This window comes from Burkholderia sp. BCC0405, assembly GCF_902833075.1.
Taxonomy (GTDB): domain Bacteria; phylum Pseudomonadota; class Gammaproteobacteria; order Burkholderiales; family Burkholderiaceae; genus Burkholderia.
The window spans coordinates 12226-29830 of record NZ_CADFEO010000031.1; the positions used below are offsets into that span (position 1 = coordinate 12226).

Here is a 17605-nt window from a genome sequence, read left to right on the forward strand (position 1 = left end):
CCCTCAGTTACGATGCGCCGCCTTGTAGCGGATAGCCCCGGAAACTCCATTTGAAGGGGCGTGCGACCTGATTGTGCTCGCTGACGAACCGCTCGGTCCGCTCACGCAGGTGCGCAGTGCTGGTGTGACTGGCGTGGCGCAACACTCGGCGCGTGTAGCACGCAAACCAGAGTTCGATCTGATTGACCCAACTCGCGTGCAATGGCGTGAAGTGGAAATGGAACCGCTTGCCATGCCGTGCATTGAACTCCTGCCAGACGACCTGGGTGCGATGCGTGTTCAGGTTATCCCAAACCACGTGCACTTGTTTGCGCGGGTACGCGACTGCCACGCGCTCTATGAAGGCGACCAGATCGTCCTGAGTGCGCCGATCGCGGCACTCGGCAAGCACCATCCCGGAATGCACATCGAGCGCGGCAATCAACGCCTGGGTGCCGTGACGGATATATTCGAATTCACGACGACGCAGCCGTCCTTGCGCGGGTGAGCGTCCCGGGTGTTTGCGCTCGATGGCCTGAATACAGGTCTTCTCGTCGATACTGAGCACTACCGCGTTTCGCGGCGCCATCCGGGACAGCTTGCAAATCCCATTGACCTTCTCGCGAAAGGCCGGGTCTGGACTGTGCAGCCATTGCTGGACTCGGTGCGGGCGTACGTCGCCAGCCTGCAGAATACGCTGCACGTGGCTACGGCTGATCTGCTCGACGACGCCGCGCTCCACGGCGCGCGTCGCAATCTCGTCGAGCGTTGGCGTGACTCGTCCCTCAGGGTCCTGCGCTTCACACGCCAGCGCAATCAATTGCAGTCGCGCTTCGTGCGTAATGCGTGGCGGACGGCCACTGCGCTCGCCCTCGCGAATGCCTTGGACACCTTGCCGCGCAATGCGCTTTCGCCACAGGCAGACCGTTTGTACGAATACCCCAAGTTCCCGCGCAATCACCGTATTGGAGTGGCCCTCGTGGGCCCATAACGCGATGCGCGCCCGCATCACTTCTCGCTGCGCAGCCGTCTTTCGCTCGATCAGCGAGAGCAGTTCCTGTCGTTCTTTATTTGCCAGTTTCACTGGCGTCGCATGGCGGCCTCGGCTCATCCTGCAATGATAACTGAGGCAACTATTTATTAAACATAATTACGGGATGTTGTACTAGGAGCCGGTAGGACAAGCTGATCCGTGCCTTCCAGATCGAACCGTCATCGGCCCACTCGATCTGTTCGTCACGCTCAACCATGATCCGTGCGATGACACGGCCATCCACTCTTTTCGTGTCGCGCACCTCCAATACCACGATGCGAGGCTTCGTGCGCCGGCCCTCAACGAACCGGTCATCAAGGGACGGCAACATGCGTTCTCCAATGGCACATTCGTATTGCCGAAAGCTGGTTCTCTTCCGTCACGAGGGAATCTGGTGATCGGGGTTCTTGGCGACGACTGTGGCTCGAAAGATCGCGCTGCAGCGTTGGCGACATCGGATAACGCGGCGCCCATCAGCGGTTGATCGCCCGCCCATCGCTACCCGGCCGAACCGGAACAGGCAGCCCGGCGCCGTGCGCTTTCCCATCTCGTCGTTTTGCCGGATCAACCAGCCACGAACAAAAGTCGCCATTGGATCCTCAAGAAATCCCGCTCGGCCTCGATTGTGCCGTGGAACGCACCCGACCCGCCAGCCGTCATGCGACCGGCGGTCGCCCATCCCGATCAACGCCCCTCCCCTCATCCGCGCGAGGCCGGACTGCACGCCAACTCAGCCAGCTTTTGAACGCCTTCAGGAGTCCGTTCTCCATCCTGAAAGGATCCTATCATGGCCTACTTTCGTCGCTGCGTGCGCGTGCTGCGGACGACCGTCAATCCGCTCCTGACGTTCTGCTGCCTCGCCAGGCAGGTTGTCGAGCTGCTGCACCGTCACGGTGTGCTTTGAGTCTCGTGCGCCCCGCCTGCCGGCGGAGCACACCCACGGACGGCCGCTCGATCCGGGTTCCGCAAGCGCGCTTTTCAAGTTATCCAGAGCTATCAACCCCATAGCCAGCAGTGCTTTCAAACATATCGTCAAGTTCCGATATATGATTCGCCCATCGACGATACCCGTCTGCCCGACCTGAACATCTGCTCCATCCATGCCGACCGAAATCGACATCGACGCGATCCTGAAAGCGCTCTCGAACCCCGTGCGTCGGGAAATCCTCGTCTGGCTGAAAACGCCGGCCGAGCATTTTCCGGCGCAGACGCTGCCGTACGAGCACGGCGTCTGCGCGGGCCAGATCGACGCGCGCTGCGGGCTGTCGCAGTCGACCGTTTCCGCGCACCTCGCGACGCTGCAGCGTGCGGGGCTCGTGACGTCGACGCGGATCGGCCAGTGGGTGTTCTTCCGGCGCAACGAGGCCGTCATCGACGCATTTCACGACGCTTTGCGCCGCGATCTCTAGCCAACCGGCCGTATCGGCCACGCGGGCCCGCGTTGCGCATGACGCGACGGCGCGCCCGCCTTTCGTGAAGAGGTTATTTGCCATGCCCACCCTGTTCGATCCCGTCACTCTCGGCGACCTGACCCTGCCGAACCGCATCGTGATGGCGCCGCTCACCCGCTCCCGTGCCGGTGCGACGCGCGTGCCGAACGCGCTGATGGCCCGCTACTACGCCGAGCGCGCAACGGCCGGCCTGATCATTACCGAGGCAACGTCGGTCACGCCGCAGGGCGTCGGCTACGCGGACACCCCCGGCATCTGGTCCGACGAGCAGGTCGAAGGGTGGAAACGGGTGACGCAGGCCGTGCATGCGGCCGGTGGGCGCATCGTGCTGCAGCTCTGGCACGTCGGCCGGATCTCCGACCCGATGTTCCTGAACGGCGACCTGCCGGTCGCGCCGAGCGCGATCGCCGCGGGCGGCCACGTGAGCCTCGTGCGTCCGCAACGCCCGTACGTGACGCCGCGCGCACTCGAACTCGACGAAATCCCGGGCATCGTCGCCGCGTACCGCAAGGGTGCGGAGAACGCGAAGGCCGCCGGCTTCGACGGTGTCGAGATCCATGGCGCGAACGGCTACCTGCTCGACCAGTTCCTGCAGGACAGCACCAATCGCCGCACCGATGCGTACGGCGGCCCGGTCGAGAACCGCGCACGCCTGCTGCTCGAGGTGGTCGACGCCGCGATCGACGTGTGGGGCGCAGGCCGCGTCGGCGTGCACCTTGCACCGCGCGGCGACGCGCACACGATGGGCGATTCCGATCCGGCGGCCACGTTCGGCTATGTCGCACGCGAACTCGGCCGCCGCAAGATCGCGTTCATCTTCACGCGCGAGTCGTATTCGGGCGACCACCTGAGCCCACGCCTGAAGGAAGCGTTCGGCGGCCCGCTGATCGCGAACGAGCAATTCACGCTCGACACCGCACAGGCCGCGCTTGCAAGCGGCAGCGCCGACGCGATCGCGTGGGGCAAGCTGTTCATCGCGAACCCCGACCTGCCGCGCCGCCTCGAACTCGGTGCGCCGCTCAACGCGCCGGTGCCGGAAACGTTCTACGCGGAAGGCGAAACGGGCTATACCGATTACCCGGCGCTGAGCGACGCGGCCTGACGGCCCGGCAGCGCGTGTTCAGCGGCGCACGTCCGCCCGCATGAACACGCGCTGCGTCTCGTCGAGCCCGAGCGCGACGTGGTGCGCGCGGATCGCACGCAGCGTGTCGTCAAGCGTGGCGTCGTCGACGATGCTGAAACCCAGGCGCGCGTAGTACGGCGCATTCCACGGCGCCTCGCGAAACGTCGACAGCACGACCTCCGCGATGCCTTCCTGCGCGGCGCGCGCCGTCACCTGTTCGATCAGGCGCGCGCCGATCCGCTGTCCGGCATGCGACGGCGCGACATCCAGTTCTTCCAGATAGAGCCGCTGCGCATCGAGCAGCCGGTAGAACGCAAATCCGACGCACGTGCCCTGCGGATCGACCGCGACATACGCACCACCGTCGTCGATACGAGCGAGCACGGCAGCCGCATCGGTCGGCTCGCCGTCGGCGATGTGGGTCATGCCGATGTCGCGGAACCGCTGCGCGGCGGCGACTTCCACGGCGGCCATCGCGGCCGCGTCTTCCCGCGTGGCGGGACGAATCAGGATCGATGCAGTCATGACGGCAATTCAGGCAGACAGTCTGGAACGGCCGTCACTATAATCGAAACCTCATACGTTTCGAACGCCCCACCCACGAGGTTCGTCATGACGTTGTCCGCGCTCGCCGTCTTCGCTGTCGCCCTGCTCGTCACCGCCGGCACGCCCGGCCCAAGCGTCGCCGCGCTGGTCGCACGCGTGCTGACGAACGGCGTGCGGGACGTGCTGCCGTTCCTCGCGGCCATGTGGCTCGGCGAAGCGCTGTGGCTCACGCTCGCGGTCGCGGGACTGTCCGCGTTCGCGCGTACGTTCGCGGCCGGCCTGATCGTGCTGAAGCTGCTCGGCGTCGCGTACCTGCTGTTCCTCGCGTGGAAGATGTGGACCGCGCCGACCGAGACAGGCGCCGACGACCTGCCGCGCGACCGGTCGCCGTGGCGCATGTTCGTCGCGGGCATGCTCGTCACGCTCGGCAACCCGAAGATCATGGTGTTCTATCTCGCGCTGTTGCCGACCATCGTCGATCTCACGCACGTCGGTGTGACCGCGTGGGCCGAACTGGTCGGCACGATGCTCACGGTCCTGATCCTGGCCGACTGCTTCTGGTCGCTGCTTGCGTCACGCGCACGGGCGTTCCTGACGTCGGCGCGCGCCAAGCGGATTGCCAACCGGACGAGCGCGACTGCGATGGCTGGTGCGGCGGTAGCGATCGCGACACGCTGAACGGCGCCCCGCCGCACGCCACGGCATCGCCTGCCGGCCCGCCATGTCACAACTCGGCGCACTGCCTCCCGAACTCGCCGCCCAGTCGATTTCCCGGCGCGAAATCGTGCTCCCGCTCGCCGCCGCGCTCGCATGCATCGACTTCTGTGTACTGCATCGCATCCCGATCTACGGCTGGGAAGGCTGGGTTCTGACCGCCGACGGACGGGTCGGACACGGTAGCGCGCCGCAAGGCACCGTCTGCCTCGCAGACTGGCCGCTCGAGGACGCGGCCGAATTCTGCCGCCGCACGATGGTGTCCGACGCCGAGATGTGGCAGATCGAAAATCCCGGAACGACGGACACACTGCTTTTCTGCATAACGATCGGCGGCACGCCCGAATCGCCGCGCTCGCGCGGCCGTACCTGACCAGCAAACCGGAACGGAAGTCCGCTCACTGCACCGGAGGGGAATCGACATGCAAACCTGGCTCCCGGCTGTCCTGCTCTGCCTGGCCACCACGGTCGCGCACGCGGCCGGTATCAAGTTCGTCAGCATCCCGGCCGACGCAGCCGGCCCCGAGCTGCGCGCGGCCATCTGGACGCCATGCGCGGCACCCGCGCAATCGCTCACGATCGGCCCGTTCCTGCTCAAAGGGCAACGCAACTGTCCGACCGCCGGCGACAAGCTGCCGCTCGTCGTGATTTCGCACGGCCACGCCGGCACGTACCTTGGGCATCACGACCTCGCCGAAACGCTGGCCGACGCGGGCTACGTCGTCGCGGCGATCAACCATCCCGGCGACACGCATACCGACATGAGCCGCGCGGCCGACATTCGGGAGCTCGCCGAGCGGCCGGAGGACATCAAGCGTCTCGTCGACTACATGCTGGCAAACGGGCCCGACGCCGCGCATATCGACCCCGCGCGGGTCGGCTTCTTCGGCTTTTCGCGGGGCGGCTATACGGGCCTCGTGCTGGCCGGCGCCAATCCGGATTTCGTCCATGCGCGGATCGCCTGCCCCGACCCGGCCTGGCTGATCTGCAAGCAGATACGCGACCATGACCTGCCGCCCCAACCGCTGACGCACGACCCGCGGATCAAGGCCTACGTGATCGCCGACCCGATGAACGAATTCCCGACCGCCGATTCGCTGAAGGACGTGCACGCGCCGATCCAGCTCTGGGGGTCCGAAGCCGGCGGCGACGGCGTGGAGCCGGAGACGGTCCCCGCGCTGGCCGGCATGCTGCCGCAACGGCCGGAATTCCACGTCGTGCCGAATTCCGCGCATTTCGCGTTTCTCGCGCCGTGCCCCGAACAACTGGCGCACACCTCGCCTGACATCTGCACCGATGCGAAGGGATTCGATCGCGCGGCATTCCACGCAACGCTCGACGCGAAGGCGCTCGCGTTCTTCAACGCGAATCTCCGCTAACAGCGAAACGTCTTGCGCCAGACGCCCGGCGCCGGCGCATGGTCGTTGCACGCGATCAGCGCGCGCACCAGCGCCCAGTCGTCGTCATCGCAGAAGTCGAGCAGCATCGCGCCAACCAGGCCCCGCTGCTCGCGCAGTCGTTCGGCCAGCCGCGCATGAATGCCCCGCACCCTGCCGTCGCCGTGCGCGACCACCGACGGATTCGCCCCCATCCCGGTTCCGCTGCAGAAGTTGATCGCCCAGCGGCCGCTGTCCGGCGAAGGCAGGTCCGTCAGCAGCGCGTCGATCGCACGCCACTTCCAACCGATCGACGCGGCCACCGGCACGCGATATTCGTCCTGGATCACGAATCCGCCATCGGGATGGTCGATCGTGAACGTCGCGTTGTCGGGCCACGCGGTCAGGTCGATGCCGAGCGGCCGGCTGCTGCGAAAGCGGCGCAGCAGCACGATTGCGCCGCGCACGTCGCCGAGCGCGGGCAACGTGCCGCCGGCATGCCAGCGCAGCCGCGGATGCCGCGCGCGATGCGCGTCGAACGTGGCATCGAAACTGCGCGTACATGCGTGCGCCGGCCATTCGTCCTTCACCGACATCACGATGCATTCGCGCGGATGCGCTTCGAGAAAACGCGCACAGGTTGCCAGCACGTCGTCGAACGTCATGCCGAGCGCGATGCCGCCATGATGGATGTCGAATGCATCGCGCACGTGCCGGCAGCGGATGTCGAGCAGCCGCACGCCATGCGCGAGCTGCGCATCGAGCGGCGCACGCTGGGTGCGCACGAGCCAATCGTCGACGGTATACGCACAGGTGTCATGGCTGCCCGGTAGGGTCAGCGTATGCAGCAGCCGCGCATCGCCGAGCGCCGACATCCAGTCGGCGGGCGGCGTGCACGTATCGTGGCTCGAAGGGATCATGAATCGATGAATGACAAGGAAAGAAAGCCGTGGGTCACGGCGTCGGATGTCGCGGCGCGCGCCGGCGTGTCGCGCTCCGCGGTGTCGCGTGCATTCTCGCCGACGGCGAGCATCGCCCCGCAGACACGTGAACGCGTGATGGTCGCCGCGCGCGCGCTCGGCTACCAGGTCAACCTGATCGCGCGCGACATGATCACGCAGCGCAGCAGCATGATCGGCGTCGTGACGGCCGGGTTCGAGAATCCGTTTCGCGCGCGGTTGCTGTCGGACCTGATGGCCGCGCTCGGGCAGCGCGCGCTCACGCCGCTCGTGACCAATGCGGAAGATCCGCGCCAGGTCCGGCAATCGCTCGAACAGTTGCTCAGCTACCGGATCGCGGGCCTCGTGATGACGTCCGCATCGCCGCCGCTGTCGGTCGCGCAGCAGTATCTCGAACACCGGATCCCGGTCGTGATGATCAACCGCGAGGCGAACCTGCCGGGCGCGGACATCGTCGTCAGCGACAACGCGGCGGGCGCCGTCCATGCGGCGCAGCGGCTCGTGCGGGCCGGCGCGCGCCGGCTCGCGTTCGTCGGGCCGCGCGGCGCGAGCTACAGCGCGCAGTCGCGTGCCGCCGCGTTCGAACAGGCGATCGGGCGGGGCGACGCATTCGACGCGACGCTCGCGCACGTGCTCGACACGCCGTCCGACACCCATGCAAGCGGCATCGAAGCCGCGCGGCAACTGTTCGCGAACGGCAAGCGGCCCGACGGCGTGTTCTGCTCGTCGGACCTGCTCGCGCTCGGCGTGATCGACGTCGCACGCAGCGAATTCGGCTTGCGCGTACCGGACGACGTGCGCGTGATCGGCTTCGACGACATCCCGGCCGCCGAATACGACGCGTATCGGCTCACGACGCTCCGGCAGGACACGCGCGGCCTTGCGCACGCGGCAGTCGACCTGCTCGCCGACCGGATGCAGGCGTTCGACGGCCCGTCGCGCACGCGCGTCGTGCCGGTCACGCAGGTGGTGCGGGCCAGCTGCGCATAACGAGGGGAAATCGGGCGCGGCGGCGCCGCGCGTCACTTGAGCCCGCCCGCGAACCCGCGCAACAGGTAGCGCTGCACATAGCCGGCCACGGCCAGCGTGGGCAGCGACGCCATCAGCCCCGCGCTCATCAGGTCGCCCCAGTCGATGCCGTTCTCCGTCACGTAGCCGGCGATCGCGAGCGGCAGCGTGAAGCGGCTCGGCGTCGACACGAACAGCAGCGCGATCAGGAATTCGTTCCACGCGGCGATGAACACGAAGATCGCGGTCGCGATCAGCCCCGGCGCGCACAGCGGCAGCACGATCTGCACGAGCCGTCGCGCGAGCCCCGCGCCGTCGATGCAGGCCGCTTCCTCGTATTCGATCGGCACGTCGCGCACGAACGCGAGCAGCATCCAGATCGCCATCGGCAGCGCATAGATCTGGTACGCGAGCATCAGGCCGAGCGTCGAATCGAGCAGGTGCAGCCGCTTCGCGAGCGCGAACAGCGGCACCGCGATCGTGATCGGCGGCATCAGCTTCAATGCGAGCACGAGCACCAGGAACAGCAGGTCGAGCCGCGCCGGAAACCGCAGCCGCACGAGCGCATACGCGGCCGGAAACGCGAGCGCCAGCGCGAGCAGCGTCGTGCCGAAGCCGACCAGCAGCGAATTGAACAGCGGCGCGCCGATACCGTTGGACCATACCGATGCGAAATGCTCGAAGGTCGGCGCGGCCGGCCAGATCCGCAACGGATGATCGAGGCGTTCGAGCGTCGGCATGAACGCCGCGCCGGCCATCCACAGGCACGGCAGCAGCAACAGCGCGAGCGCGACGATACGCAGCACCCACGGCATCGCGCGACCGAGAGCGGCGCCCGATCGTGCGCCCGTGATGCCTGCGGCTTGCGCCGTCACGCGCGCCGCTTGCGAACCGTCTGCCATACATACCCCGAGACCAGCAGCGCGGACGCCGCGAGCATCAGCACCGACGCGGCGCTCGCCGGCCCGACGTTGAAGAAGCGGAAGCCCGTGTCATAGATATAGGTCGACAGCGTCTGCGTCGCATTGCCGGGGCCGCCGCCCGTCAACGCGTAGACCTTGTCGAACAGTTTGAACGTGTCGATCGAGCGCAGCAGCAGCGCGAGGCCGATCTGCGGCGCCGCGAGCGGCAGCGTGATGTCACGCAGGCACTGCCACTCGCTCGCGCCGTCGGTGCGCGCGGCTTCGTACAGCTCCTGCGGAATCGATTGCAGCCCGGCGAGCACGATCAGGAACGCCATCGGCGTCCACTGCCACACGTCGACGAGCGCGAGCGACCACAGCGCGAGATGCGGATCGGACAGCCAGCGCACGCCTTCGATGCCGAACGCCGCGAGCAGCGCGTTCAGGAAGCCGTCGAAGTTGAGCCAGTTGCGCCAGATCGCCGAGCACACGAGCGTGGACAGCATCATCGGCAGGATCGCGAGCGGCAGCGCGATGCGCCGCCCCGGAAACGCGCGCACGAACAGCAGCGCGAGGCCGAAGCCCAGCGCGACCTCGGCAAGCGACGCCACGATCGTGAAACGCAGCGTATTGCCGAAGCCGGCCGTGAACGCATCGTCGCCGAGCACCGCGCGATAGTTCGCGAGCCCGGCAAACGCGCGGCGGCCGGCCGAGTAGTCGACCTGGCAGAACGAGTCGATCAGCACCTGCGCAACCGGATACAGCGCGAGCGCGGCGAGCACCAGCAGCGCGGGCCCGAGCAGCGCGACGAACGGCAGGCTGCGGCCGAAGGCTTTCATGCGCTGTGTCCCGGCGAGGGTTCGCGGCGCGCCGTCACTTGCCGGCCGCGGCCGTCGCCTGCGCGATCTTCTGCTGGGCCTGGCGCAGCGCGGCGTCGGGCGCGGCCTGCCCCGTCAGCGCGAGCTGCAGCTGGTCGCCGAGAATGCTCTCGACCTGCTGCCAGTCCTTCACGCGCGGCCGCGCCCGGCCCGCTTCGAGCGCCTTCAGCTGATCCGGATACCAGCGGTACTGGCGGACCAGCGCCGGATCGTTGAACACGCTGCGGCGGGTCGGCGGAATGCCGATGCCGGCGAGGCGCGTCTGCGTGTCGCGGTTGGTCAGGTACGCGAGGAAATCCTGCGCGAGCTTCGCGTGCGGCGCGTCCTTCGGAATCCCCATCTGCCAGATGCCGAGCATCGGCGCCGGGCCGGCGGTCTGCCCGGGCGGCGGCTGCAGCGCGATCTGCCCGACCACGCGCGACTGCTTCGGATCGTCGAGCGCCGGCACCCACGCAGGCCATACCTCGATCAACTGCGCGGCCATGCCGCGCTGCAACGCATCGCGCACTTCCGCCGCGCCGTACACGTCGACGTCCTTCGGCGCGGACGCCTTCAGCGCGAGGAACGTCTTCAGCGCGGCCTGCGCTTCGCGCGAATCGATCGTCACGTTGCCGGCATGGTCGAACACGTCGCCGCCGTAGGCCCACAGGATCGGCAAGAAGCCCGTCACGACCGGGTTGCCCTTCGTGCCGCGGAACACGACGCCCGACACGCTCTTGTCCGCGCCGCCGACGGTCTGCGCGATCTTCAGCACGTCGTCCCAGTTGCGCGGCGGCTGCAGCTTGTACTTCGCGAGCAGGTCCTTGCGGTACGCGAACATCTCGACGTTGCCGACGATCGGCAGCGCGTACAGCGCACCGGCCGCGTTGCGGCCGAGCGCGACCGTGGACGGCACGAGATCGGCGTCCGCGAGCGACGCGGGCAGCGGCTTCAGCCAGCCGTTGCCGATGAATTCGGGCGCCCACGTGTCGTCCATCATCACGAGGTCGTACGCGCCGGTGCCTTCGCGCATCGACAGCTTGAGCTTCTGGTACAGGTTCGCGTTCGGCAGCTTGAGCAGCTCGATCTCGGTGCCCGGGTGCAGCTTGTTGAAGCCGGCGACGGCGTCGGCCAGCCCCTTGCCGTAGATGTCGTCGCGGCCCGCGATGACGAGATCCGCGGCAACGGCGTGTGTGGCGGCGAAGGAAAGCGCAACGGCGGCGGACAGTACGCGCAGGCGGCTCAGCAGGGTCATGTGGTCTCTCTCGATCGGCGTGTGTAGCGGGACAACTATGCGTTGCACACGTGTGCAACGCCGGCGACACGTCGGGTCGCCTGAAACGTCGCCATTGTTCACGTCGACCGTGAAGGTATTGTGGCAAGCGGCAAGCCGGGCAGCCCGAGTCTCGTGTACGGTGCCGGACGGAGCGATCCGGTTCCTGATGACAATGGCGGGAAAGCCGCTCCCGACCTTCCGCGCCATCGCTTGCGATACGGGATTTCCATCGATCTCGACCGTTCAGTTAAGCACACGGGCGATTTTTTTCAAGCATCGCTTTCCACCAGTTGACCGGCGCGCCGCTTCACGCCGCCGGCAATCAGAAGTTCACGCGAATGCCGGCCATCACCGCCAGTTGCCGGCTCGAGTTGCTGTTTGCGAGCACCGGAATCTGCGCGTAGTTCACCGCGTTGCCGTCCGCATCGGTGCCGAGCCCCTTCCCGCTCGCGATCTGGCCGATCGCGATCGCATACAGCGCCGTGCGCTTCGACAGGCCGTAGTTCGCACCGACGTTCACCTGGTGAAACCGCGTCGTGCCGCGCCCGTCGGTGTGCGCGGCGTTGAAGATATAGGCGACGCCGCCCTGCAGAGCGGGCGTGAACATGTACGTGGCGTTCAGTTCGCCGATATCGAACGTGAACGCCTGCGTGCGCGGCTGCGCGGTGGTCGAGAAATAACGGCTGTCGCCGAGGCGCGTATGCGTATAGGTGAGCGCGATCGTCGCATCGCCGAACGTGACCGAACCGCCCGCGCCGAATGCGCGCATCGCGCCCGCATCCTGCAGCAGGCAGTACATCGCCCCCGGATTGCTGCACGCGAAATCGCCGATATAGTCGCTCGCGCCGCCGAGCGCCGCATCGAGCGGCTGGTGCAGGTCGAGGTAGCCGACCGAGAACGCGACCGGCGCACGCGTGTACGTCGCGGCCACTGCATAGCCGCGCTTCGCGGAGAAATCGCCAGCCTGCCCGCCGAAGCTGAACGTGCCGCCGAACGTGAAGCCGTTGAAGTCGGCGCTGATGAACTTCACCGCGTTGTTGAAGTTGAATGCGGCGTTCAGGTTGTCGACGTCGCCGAGGTGCGCGCCGTACGGTGTCGCCCAGTTGTTGCTCGACACGTACGCACCGAGCATGTCGGTGTATGAGTCGTACTGACGGCCGAGACCGAGCGTGCCGATCCCGTCCTGCCGCAGCCCGACCCAAGCCTGCCGGCTGAAGGCCGTGCCGCCCTGCAGCGCCTGCCCGCTCGCGGACAGGAACTGCTGCTCGAGCGTGAACACCGCATCGAGCCCGCCGCCGAGCGGCTCGGCGCCCTGGAAGCCAAAGCGCGACGGCACGAGGTTGCCGCCGCCCATCTGCCACGCATGGCCGCCGCCCGTGCTGCCGTCGGCCCGCGTGAACTGCTGGTTCGTCGAGTAGATGATGCCGGTGTCCACGGTGCCGTACAGCGTCACGCTGCCCGAGGTCTGCGCATGTGCGTGCATGCAACCCAGCGTAGCCGCGGCCGTGGCCAGTCGTCGTCCGATCTTCATGTCCCGCCCCTCAGTGGTCATCGATTCGCAGTGCAGATCGATGGGGTTATCGATATGGGTGACAGGACTCTATCCAGCGAAAATTCAGGACCGCTATCGCAAATCGGCAAACGGTGGCGCGCATTGCCCGCGACGGCGCCTGGCGGCGGCGTCGCGCGGCGCGTGCATCATGCGGGGCGCGTCGTCTGGGACGGCAACTCGCCGAACAGGTCGCGATACTCGCGCGCGAAATAGCCGAGATGCGTGAACCCCCAGCTCGCGGCGGCCTCACCGACGCCGAGCTGCTGCACGGACGTCGTGCGCAGCATGCGGCGCACCGCGTTCAGCCGGATCGTGCGCAGGTAGCCGACCGGCGTGACGTCGGCCACGCGTTGAAAACTCGTTTGCAGCGTGCGGCGGCTGCAACGCAGCGCGCGGCACAGTTCGAGCACGGTGACGGGTTCTTCAGGGCGATCGCGCAGGTGCTTCTCGCAACGGCTCACGATGTCGCTGTAGGTAGCGTGCGTGATGTCGCGGCGCTGGACGCCGATGCCCTGCTCGAGCGCATCGAGGAACATGCCGAGCATCGCGTCGCGGAACATCTTGCGGGTGGCCGCATATTCGAGCTGGCCCGGATTGCGCTGCGCATCGTCGATCAGCGCCGACAGCCGCACGCCGAGCGCGACACCCTGCTCGTCGGACAGCCGTGTCACGTGGCGCAGCTTGCGCGCGCCGGACGCGCCGAATTCGGCTTCGCACAGCTCGTCGACCATGTCGGACGACGCGCTGATCCCGACCAGCCCCATCCCTTCCGGTGTGTGGAATTCGAAATCCTCGCCGGCGTGCAGCGCGAGCAGCGCATAGCCGTCGACGGGCTGGCCCTGGAACGTGCCCGCGAGCGGCACGGACAGCGGCACCGCGAGCGACGTGCGCCCGGCCGGCGCGAGCCCGGTTTGCGCGACGCGCCGGTTGGTCGTTTCGCGGAAGAAGTGGAAATCGTCGTACAGCACCTGCGTGACGGTGCCCTTGAAGCGGCCCGGCGTCATCTGGCGGTAGACCTGATGCCAGCCCGCGATCGCGAGCCCGTGATCGTGCACGTCTTCGTGTGAGCGTGACTGGAACAGCATCGGCATCTCCGGTAAAACCCCTAAACGCGGCCGCCGGGTTCCCCCGGCGCGCAACGCCACAGCTTACCCGTGCAAAATCCTGCGTAGCGCGGTTTCGAACGCAAGACAGGCCGCCGACAGCGCGGCGGCCTGCTCGCCCGTCAGGCGGACGTAGCGGCGCAACGACGGCATCCGGTTCACGACTTCGCTGCCGCCGAACGGCACCATCGCGAGCGTCCAGCAGCCGTCGCGTGCATCGATCGTACAGTCGGTCAGGTGCAGCGGCCGCAGCGCGCCGGCCAGCGCCGGCTCGGCGACCAGCGCGGCCACGGTGTCGACGAATCCGGGGCCGCATCCCCGCACGGCCACCGCATCGATACCCGTGCAGCGCAGCCAGCCGGTCTGGCGCACGCGCGCACTGCCCTGCGCGGCCGGGCCGCACGCGGTTGCCGCCACCTTCACGCTGACCGTATGCATCAGGAACTGGCGGTCGACGCGCTCATCCACGCTCACGCGCACGCCGTTCGGCAGCCGGGCCGTCAGACTGCCGCCCTCATCGGCGTCGCGCTCGGCGCGCAGGTCGGCCAGCACGCGCGCGGCGATCGCGCCGGGCCGATGGCCGGGCGGCGGCGCATCGGGCGCTGCGCGCCAGCGGGCAAGCGCGAGCTTCACGATGCGACGTGCTCGTTGCGCAGCACTTCCTCGACCGGCACCGGCTTGAACGGATGCCGGCGCTGCACGACGAGCGTCCAGAACAGCGCATACAGCGCGGTGAGCCCGAGCATCGCGCCGAACGGCACATAGATGTCGCGCGCGTTCATGCCGGGCGGCGTGATGTACCAGATCGCCAGGACGATGCCGACGCTCGATACGATCTGCGGCAGCGGGAACAGCGGCGAACGGTACGGGCGCGGCAGGTCCGGGCGGCGAATCCGCAGCATCACGACCGACGCGGTGACGAGCAGGTAGGCGGTACCCCACGCGCAGGTCGCGGCGAGCACGAGGTGCAGGATGCTGTCGAGATTGCCGTTGATCAGCCACGCGTGGAAGATCGGCACGATCGCCGCCGCGACGATACCGACCACGGGCGTCTTGAAACGCGGATGCAGGTACGCGAAGCAGCGCGGCAGCGCCCCGTCGATCGCCATCCCGTACAGGATGCGCGGCAACCCGGCCATCAGCGTGTTGATCGTCGCGGCGCCCGCGCACAGGAACGCGATGCCGAACCACACGCGGCCGAAGGGCCCAAGCACCTGCAGCGCGAACGCGGGGATCGCGCCGGGCGTGTCGAGCAGGTGCGTGAGGCCGTCGGAGCTCACCGGCACGTTCGCGACCTGGCGGCGGATCGCCGCGCCGTACAGGAACATGCAGATCGCGACGCCGACGAGGCCGAGCGCCATCGCGCGCGGAATCGTCTTGCCCGGCGCCTTCATTTCCGGCGCGAGCGGCGTGACGAATTCGCAGCCGACGAACATGAACATCGCCATCCCGACCAGCGACAGCACGGCCGGAATCGATGTGCCGACCTCCGAGCCGCCGAACCAGCCGTCGAGATGGACGGCCGGCGCGGCCGCAAGGCCCAGAATCCCGAAGATCATCAGCGACAGCCACATGCCGGCCGTCAGGACGATCTCGAGCTTGCTGAACACCTTGATGCCGATGATGTTGGTGATCGCGAACGTGACGACGAGGCCGACGCCGACGAGCCAGGAACTGTTGTGCTTCTCGAGCGCGGCGTTCAGCGATTCGAAATTGACGAGCGCCATGATGCCGCTCAGGATCGTCTCGGCCGTGCCGGCGAACACGTGCACGAGGAAATACGCGGAGATCGTGCCGGTGATCGCCCAGAAACGGCCGAGCCCGCACGACAGGTAATCGTAAACCGAGCCGGCCGTCGGCAGCATCGCGGCGGCTTCCGAGAAGGTCGTCGCCTGCGCCTGCATCATCACGAACGCGATGATCATCGCGACCGCAAACGCCCAGCCGCCCATCCCGAAGCCCGACGTCGCGGTGAGAATCACCGGGCTTGCCATGATGAGGCCGACGGCGCTCGCCAGCGCGGTCGGAAAACCGACCGCGCCCGCCTTCAGCGCCGTGCCGCCACCCGCTTCAGCCGGCGTACCGGCGGGCGTGCCGCCCGCTGCGCCGGTAACTCCAGACCATCCCGACATCCCTGTCTCCTTGCTGTGTCCCCCGGCCACCGCTTCGTCGGCGGCTGAGGCTACATCTGCGTTGCGGTCAGCCCGGGGCGGCGCTTCAGCCCTTCGTCTCCCGGGCCCCTGTCGATCACACCTCGATCCGATGTCGAAAAAATACGCAGGCAAAATAATCCGGTCATAGCGCAAATCGGCAAACCGGCGGCGACGGCCACGCCGCACGCCGCCGGTTTGCGGTCACGCGCACACGCCGTCATGCCGTCACGCGAACGGCACGGCCTCGAAGCCCGCCGCGAGCGCGTCGACGATCCGGTCGAGTTGCTCGCGCTGGATCACGAGCGGCGGCGACAGGATGATCTTCGTGCCGACCGGGCGCACCATCACGCCGTTCTCCCGCGCGACTTCCGCGACCGCGTTCGCATAGCCGGACAGCGGGTCGATCGGCTCGCGCGTGTCCTTGTTCGCGACGAGGTCGAGCGCGAGCATCAGCCCCTTGCCGCGCACCTCGCCGACCGCCGCGAAGCGTTCCGCGAACGGCTTCAGCGCTTCGAGCAGATACGCGCCCTGCTTCGCCGCGTTCGCCGGCAGGTCTTCCTTCACGACGATGTCGAGGCTTGCGATCGCGGCCGCGCATGCGACCGGGTGGCCCGCATACGTGTAGCCGTGCATGATCGCGCCGCCGAAATCGGCATTCGCGGCGAACGCGTCCTCGATCCGCGCGTTCACGACCGTCGCGCCGAGCGGCACGTAGCCCGACGAGATGCCCTTCGCGAGACACATGATGTCCGGGCGCACGCCCCAGCCGCGGCTGCCGAACAGGCAGCCGCTGCGGCCGAAACCCGTCACGACTTCGTCGGCGATCAGCAGGACGCCGTAACGGTCGCACACCTCGCGCACAAGCGGCCAGTAGTTGGCCGGCGGCACGATCACGCCGCCCGCGCCCTGGATCGGCTCCGCGATGAACGCGGCGACCGTGTCGGGGCTCTGGAACTGGATCTCGCGCTCCAGCATTTCCGCGCAGATCCGGCCGAGTTCCTCCGGATCCTGCGTGAACGGGTTGCGGTACAGCCACGGCGTCTCGACGTGGAAGCAGCCCGGCAGGTTCGGCTCGTAGTTGCGGCGGAACACCGTGTTGCCGTTCACCGACGCGCCGCCGAAGTGCGTGCCGTGATAGCCCTGCTTCAGCGAGATGAACTTCGTGCGGTCGGCCTGGCCACGCACCTTCCAGTACTGGCGCGCGATCTTCAGCGCGGTCTCGATCGAGTCGGAGCCGCCCGAGCTGTACAGCACGCGGCGCATGCCTTCCGGTTCGAGCATGTCGATCACCTTCTTCGACAGCTCTTCCGCGCGCGGATGCGAGATGCCGTCGAACAGCTGGAAGTACTCGAGCTCGTCGAGCTGGCGCACGATCGCGTCCTTCACTTCCTGGCGGTTGTGGCCGACGTTCACGTTCCACAGGCCCGCGACGCCGTCGACGAGTTTCCGGCCCTGTTCGTCGAATACGTAGCAGCCGTCGCCGCGCACGATGCGGATCGGCTTGCGCTGCTTCATGTCGTTCGGGTGCACCATCGGATGCCAGAATTTCGCTTCGTTGTAGCTCATTGCAGTC

General features: G+C 67.5%; 18 protein-coding genes. 6 read left to right on the forward strand and 12 right to left on the reverse strand.

The genetic code is table 11. The features are described from left to right. Positions 1-7: 7 nt before the first annotated feature. Together HWX36_RS34065 and HWX36_RS34070 are read right to left on the reverse strand one after the other, a co-directional pair. Positions 8-1090 (reverse strand): IS630 family transposase, encoded by a 1083-nt coding sequence (locus HWX36_RS34065; RefSeq protein ID WP_175958149.1) that lies wholly within the window; start codon positions 1088-1090, stop codon positions 8-10. A gap of 22 nt (positions 1091-1112) precedes the next feature. Further along, complete coding sequence (locus HWX36_RS34070; RefSeq protein ID WP_175958150.1) at positions 1113-1343, reverse strand: hypothetical protein; 231 nt, start codon at positions 1341-1343, stop codon at positions 1113-1115. A 769-nt stretch (positions 1344-2112) separates the two neighbouring features. Between HWX36_RS34070 and HWX36_RS34075 the strand changes: the two genes are divergently transcribed. Then, positions 2113-2421 carry a helix-turn-helix transcriptional regulator gene (locus HWX36_RS34075; protein WP_175958151.1) on the forward strand — a complete coding sequence of 103 codons (309 nt, stop codon included), beginning with the start codon at positions 2113-2115 and terminating at the stop codon, positions 2419-2421. Between the two features lie 82 nt (positions 2422-2503). Further along, the gene (locus HWX36_RS34080) at positions 2504-3565 is read left to right on the forward strand and encodes an alkene reductase (protein WP_175958152.1); all 1062 of its coding nucleotides are present in this window, start codon (positions 2504-2506) and stop codon (positions 3563-3565) included. An 18-nt stretch (positions 3566-3583) separates the two neighbouring features. Here the strand turns inward: HWX36_RS34080 and HWX36_RS34085 are convergent, their stop codons facing one another. Continuing rightward, entirely contained in the window at positions 3584-4111 is a 528-nt protein-coding gene (locus HWX36_RS34085; protein ID WP_175958153.1) for a GNAT family N-acetyltransferase, read from the reverse strand. An 87-nt stretch (positions 4112-4198) separates the two neighbouring features. On the opposite strand from HWX36_RS34085, the gene HWX36_RS34090 reads away from it, so the two are divergent. The 3 genes from HWX36_RS34090 (at position 4199) to HWX36_RS34100 (ending at position 6225) form a co-directional block, all read left to right on the forward strand. Continuing rightward, positions 4199-4810, forward strand: a complete 612-nt coding sequence (locus HWX36_RS34090) for a LysE family translocator (protein WP_175958154.1) — start codon at positions 4199-4201, stop codon at positions 4808-4810. Positions 4811-4916: 106 nt separating this feature from the next. After that, entirely contained in the window at positions 4917-5219 is a 303-nt protein-coding gene (locus HWX36_RS34095) for a hypothetical protein (protein WP_175958155.1), read from the forward strand. Between the two features lie 49 nt (positions 5220-5268). Further along, positions 5269-6225 carry an alpha/beta fold hydrolase gene (locus HWX36_RS34100; protein ID WP_175958156.1) on the forward strand — a complete coding sequence of 319 codons (957 nt, stop codon included), beginning with the start codon at positions 5269-5271 and terminating at the stop codon, positions 6223-6225. On the opposite strand, the gene HWX36_RS34105 is transcribed toward HWX36_RS34100, so the two are convergent. Continuing rightward, positions 6222-7142, reverse strand: a complete 921-nt coding sequence (locus tag HWX36_RS34105; protein WP_175958157.1) for a phosphatidylinositol-specific phospholipase C — start codon at positions 7140-7142, stop codon at positions 6222-6224. The two genes, HWX36_RS34100 and HWX36_RS34105, sit on opposite strands and share 4 nt — an antisense overlap. A 6-nt stretch (positions 7143-7148) precedes the next feature. Here HWX36_RS34105 and HWX36_RS34110 point away from each other — a divergent pair, with 6 nt between their 5' ends. After that, the gene (locus HWX36_RS34110; RefSeq protein WP_175958158.1) at positions 7149-8171 is read left to right on the forward strand and encodes a LacI family DNA-binding transcriptional regulator; all 1023 of its coding nucleotides are present in this window, start codon (positions 7149-7151) and stop codon (positions 8169-8171) included. 32 nt (positions 8172-8203) lie between these two features. Here the strand turns inward: HWX36_RS34110 and HWX36_RS34115 are convergent, their stop codons facing one another. The 8 genes from HWX36_RS34115 to HWX36_RS34150 all read right to left on the reverse strand — a co-directional run bounded on the left by HWX36_RS34115 (position 8204) and on the right by HWX36_RS34150 (position 17598). Continuing rightward, a complete protein-coding gene (locus tag HWX36_RS34115) occupies positions 8204-9091 on the reverse strand; it encodes a carbohydrate ABC transporter permease (RefSeq protein WP_175958159.1) in 888 nt (295 codons plus the stop codon). Then, positions 9061-9930, reverse strand: a complete 870-nt coding sequence (locus HWX36_RS34120; RefSeq protein WP_043179796.1) for a sugar ABC transporter permease — start codon at positions 9928-9930, stop codon at positions 9061-9063. The genes HWX36_RS34115 and HWX36_RS34120 overlap by 31 nt, the downstream gene beginning before the upstream one ends. A 34-nt stretch (positions 9931-9964) precedes the next feature. After that, positions 9965-11203, reverse strand: a complete 1239-nt coding sequence (locus HWX36_RS34125) for an ABC transporter substrate-binding protein (RefSeq protein WP_175958160.1) — start codon at positions 11201-11203, stop codon at positions 9965-9967. A 343-nt stretch (positions 11204-11546) separates the two neighbouring features. Further along, the gene (locus HWX36_RS34130) at positions 11547-12755 is read right to left on the reverse strand and encodes a porin (protein ID WP_175958161.1); all 1209 of its coding nucleotides are present in this window, start codon (positions 12753-12755) and stop codon (positions 11547-11549) included. A 167-nt stretch (positions 12756-12922) separates the two neighbouring features. Continuing rightward, entirely contained in the window at positions 12923-13861 is a 939-nt protein-coding gene (locus HWX36_RS34135) for a helix-turn-helix domain-containing protein (protein ID WP_175958162.1), read from the reverse strand. Between the two features lie 63 nt (positions 13862-13924). Beyond that, positions 13925-14512, reverse strand: a complete 588-nt coding sequence (locus HWX36_RS34140) for a DUF3156 family protein (protein WP_175958163.1) — start codon at positions 14510-14512, stop codon at positions 13925-13927. Next, a complete protein-coding gene (locus HWX36_RS34145; RefSeq protein WP_175958164.1) occupies positions 14509-16011 on the reverse strand; it encodes an APC family permease in 1503 nt (500 codons plus the stop codon). Before HWX36_RS34145 ends, HWX36_RS34140 begins: the two co-directional genes overlap by 4 nt. A 246-nt stretch (positions 16012-16257) precedes the next feature. Next, positions 16258-17598, reverse strand: coding sequence for an aspartate aminotransferase family protein (locus HWX36_RS34150; protein ID WP_175958165.1), 1341 nt, complete (start codon positions 17596-17598; stop codon positions 16258-16260). Positions 17599-17605: the final 7 nt, after the last annotated feature.

What these genes read in the sequence shown, in the direction of transcription:
- HWX36_RS34065 (WP_175958149.1), bottom strand. Translation starts at nt 1,090, where the DNA reads ATGAGCCGAGGCCGCCATGCGACGCCAGTGAAACTGGCAAATAAAGAA.
- HWX36_RS34070 (WP_175958150.1), bottom strand. Translation starts at nt 1,343, where the DNA reads ATGTTGCCGTCCCTTGATGACCGGTTCGTTGAGGGCCGGCGCACGAAG.
- HWX36_RS34075 (WP_175958151.1), top strand. Translation starts at nt 2,113, where the DNA reads ATGCCGACCGAAATCGACATCGACGCGATCCTGAAAGCGCTCTCGAAC.
- HWX36_RS34080 (WP_175958152.1), top strand. Translation starts at nt 2,504, where the DNA reads ATGCCCACCCTGTTCGATCCCGTCACTCTCGGCGACCTGACCCTGCCG.
- HWX36_RS34085 (WP_175958153.1), bottom strand. Translation starts at nt 4,111, where the DNA reads ATGACTGCATCGATCCTGATTCGTCCCGCCACGCGGGAAGACGCGGCC.
- HWX36_RS34090 (WP_175958154.1), top strand. Translation starts at nt 4,199, where the DNA reads ATGACGTTGTCCGCGCTCGCCGTCTTCGCTGTCGCCCTGCTCGTCACC.
- HWX36_RS34100 (WP_175958156.1), top strand. Translation starts at nt 5,269, where the DNA reads ATGCAAACCTGGCTCCCGGCTGTCCTGCTCTGCCTGGCCACCACGGTC.
- HWX36_RS34105 (WP_175958157.1), bottom strand. Translation starts at nt 7,142, where the DNA reads ATGATCCCTTCGAGCCACGATACGTGCACGCCGCCCGCCGACTGGATG.
- HWX36_RS34110 (WP_175958158.1), top strand. Translation starts at nt 7,149, where the DNA reads ATGAATGACAAGGAAAGAAAGCCGTGGGTCACGGCGTCGGATGTCGCG.
- HWX36_RS34115 (WP_175958159.1), bottom strand. Translation starts at nt 9,091, where the DNA reads ATGGCAGACGGTTCGCAAGCGGCGCGCGTGACGGCGCAAGCCGCAGGC.
- HWX36_RS34120 (WP_043179796.1), bottom strand. Translation starts at nt 9,930, where the DNA reads ATGAAAGCCTTCGGCCGCAGCCTGCCGTTCGTCGCGCTGCTCGGGCCC.
- HWX36_RS34125 (WP_175958160.1), bottom strand. Translation starts at nt 11,203, where the DNA reads ATGACCCTGCTGAGCCGCCTGCGCGTACTGTCCGCCGCCGTTGCGCTT.
- HWX36_RS34130 (WP_175958161.1), bottom strand. Translation starts at nt 12,755, where the DNA reads ATGAAGATCGGACGACGACTGGCCACGGCCGCGGCTACGCTGGGTTGC.
- HWX36_RS34135 (WP_175958162.1), bottom strand. Translation starts at nt 13,861, where the DNA reads ATGCTGTTCCAGTCACGCTCACACGAAGACGTGCACGATCACGGGCTC.
- HWX36_RS34145 (WP_175958164.1), bottom strand. Translation starts at nt 16,011, where the DNA reads ATGTCGGGATGGTCTGGAGTTACCGGCGCAGCGGGCGGCACGCCCGCC.
- HWX36_RS34150 (WP_175958165.1), bottom strand. Translation starts at nt 17,598, where the DNA reads ATGAGCTACAACGAAGCGAAATTCTGGCATCCGATGGTGCACCCGAAC.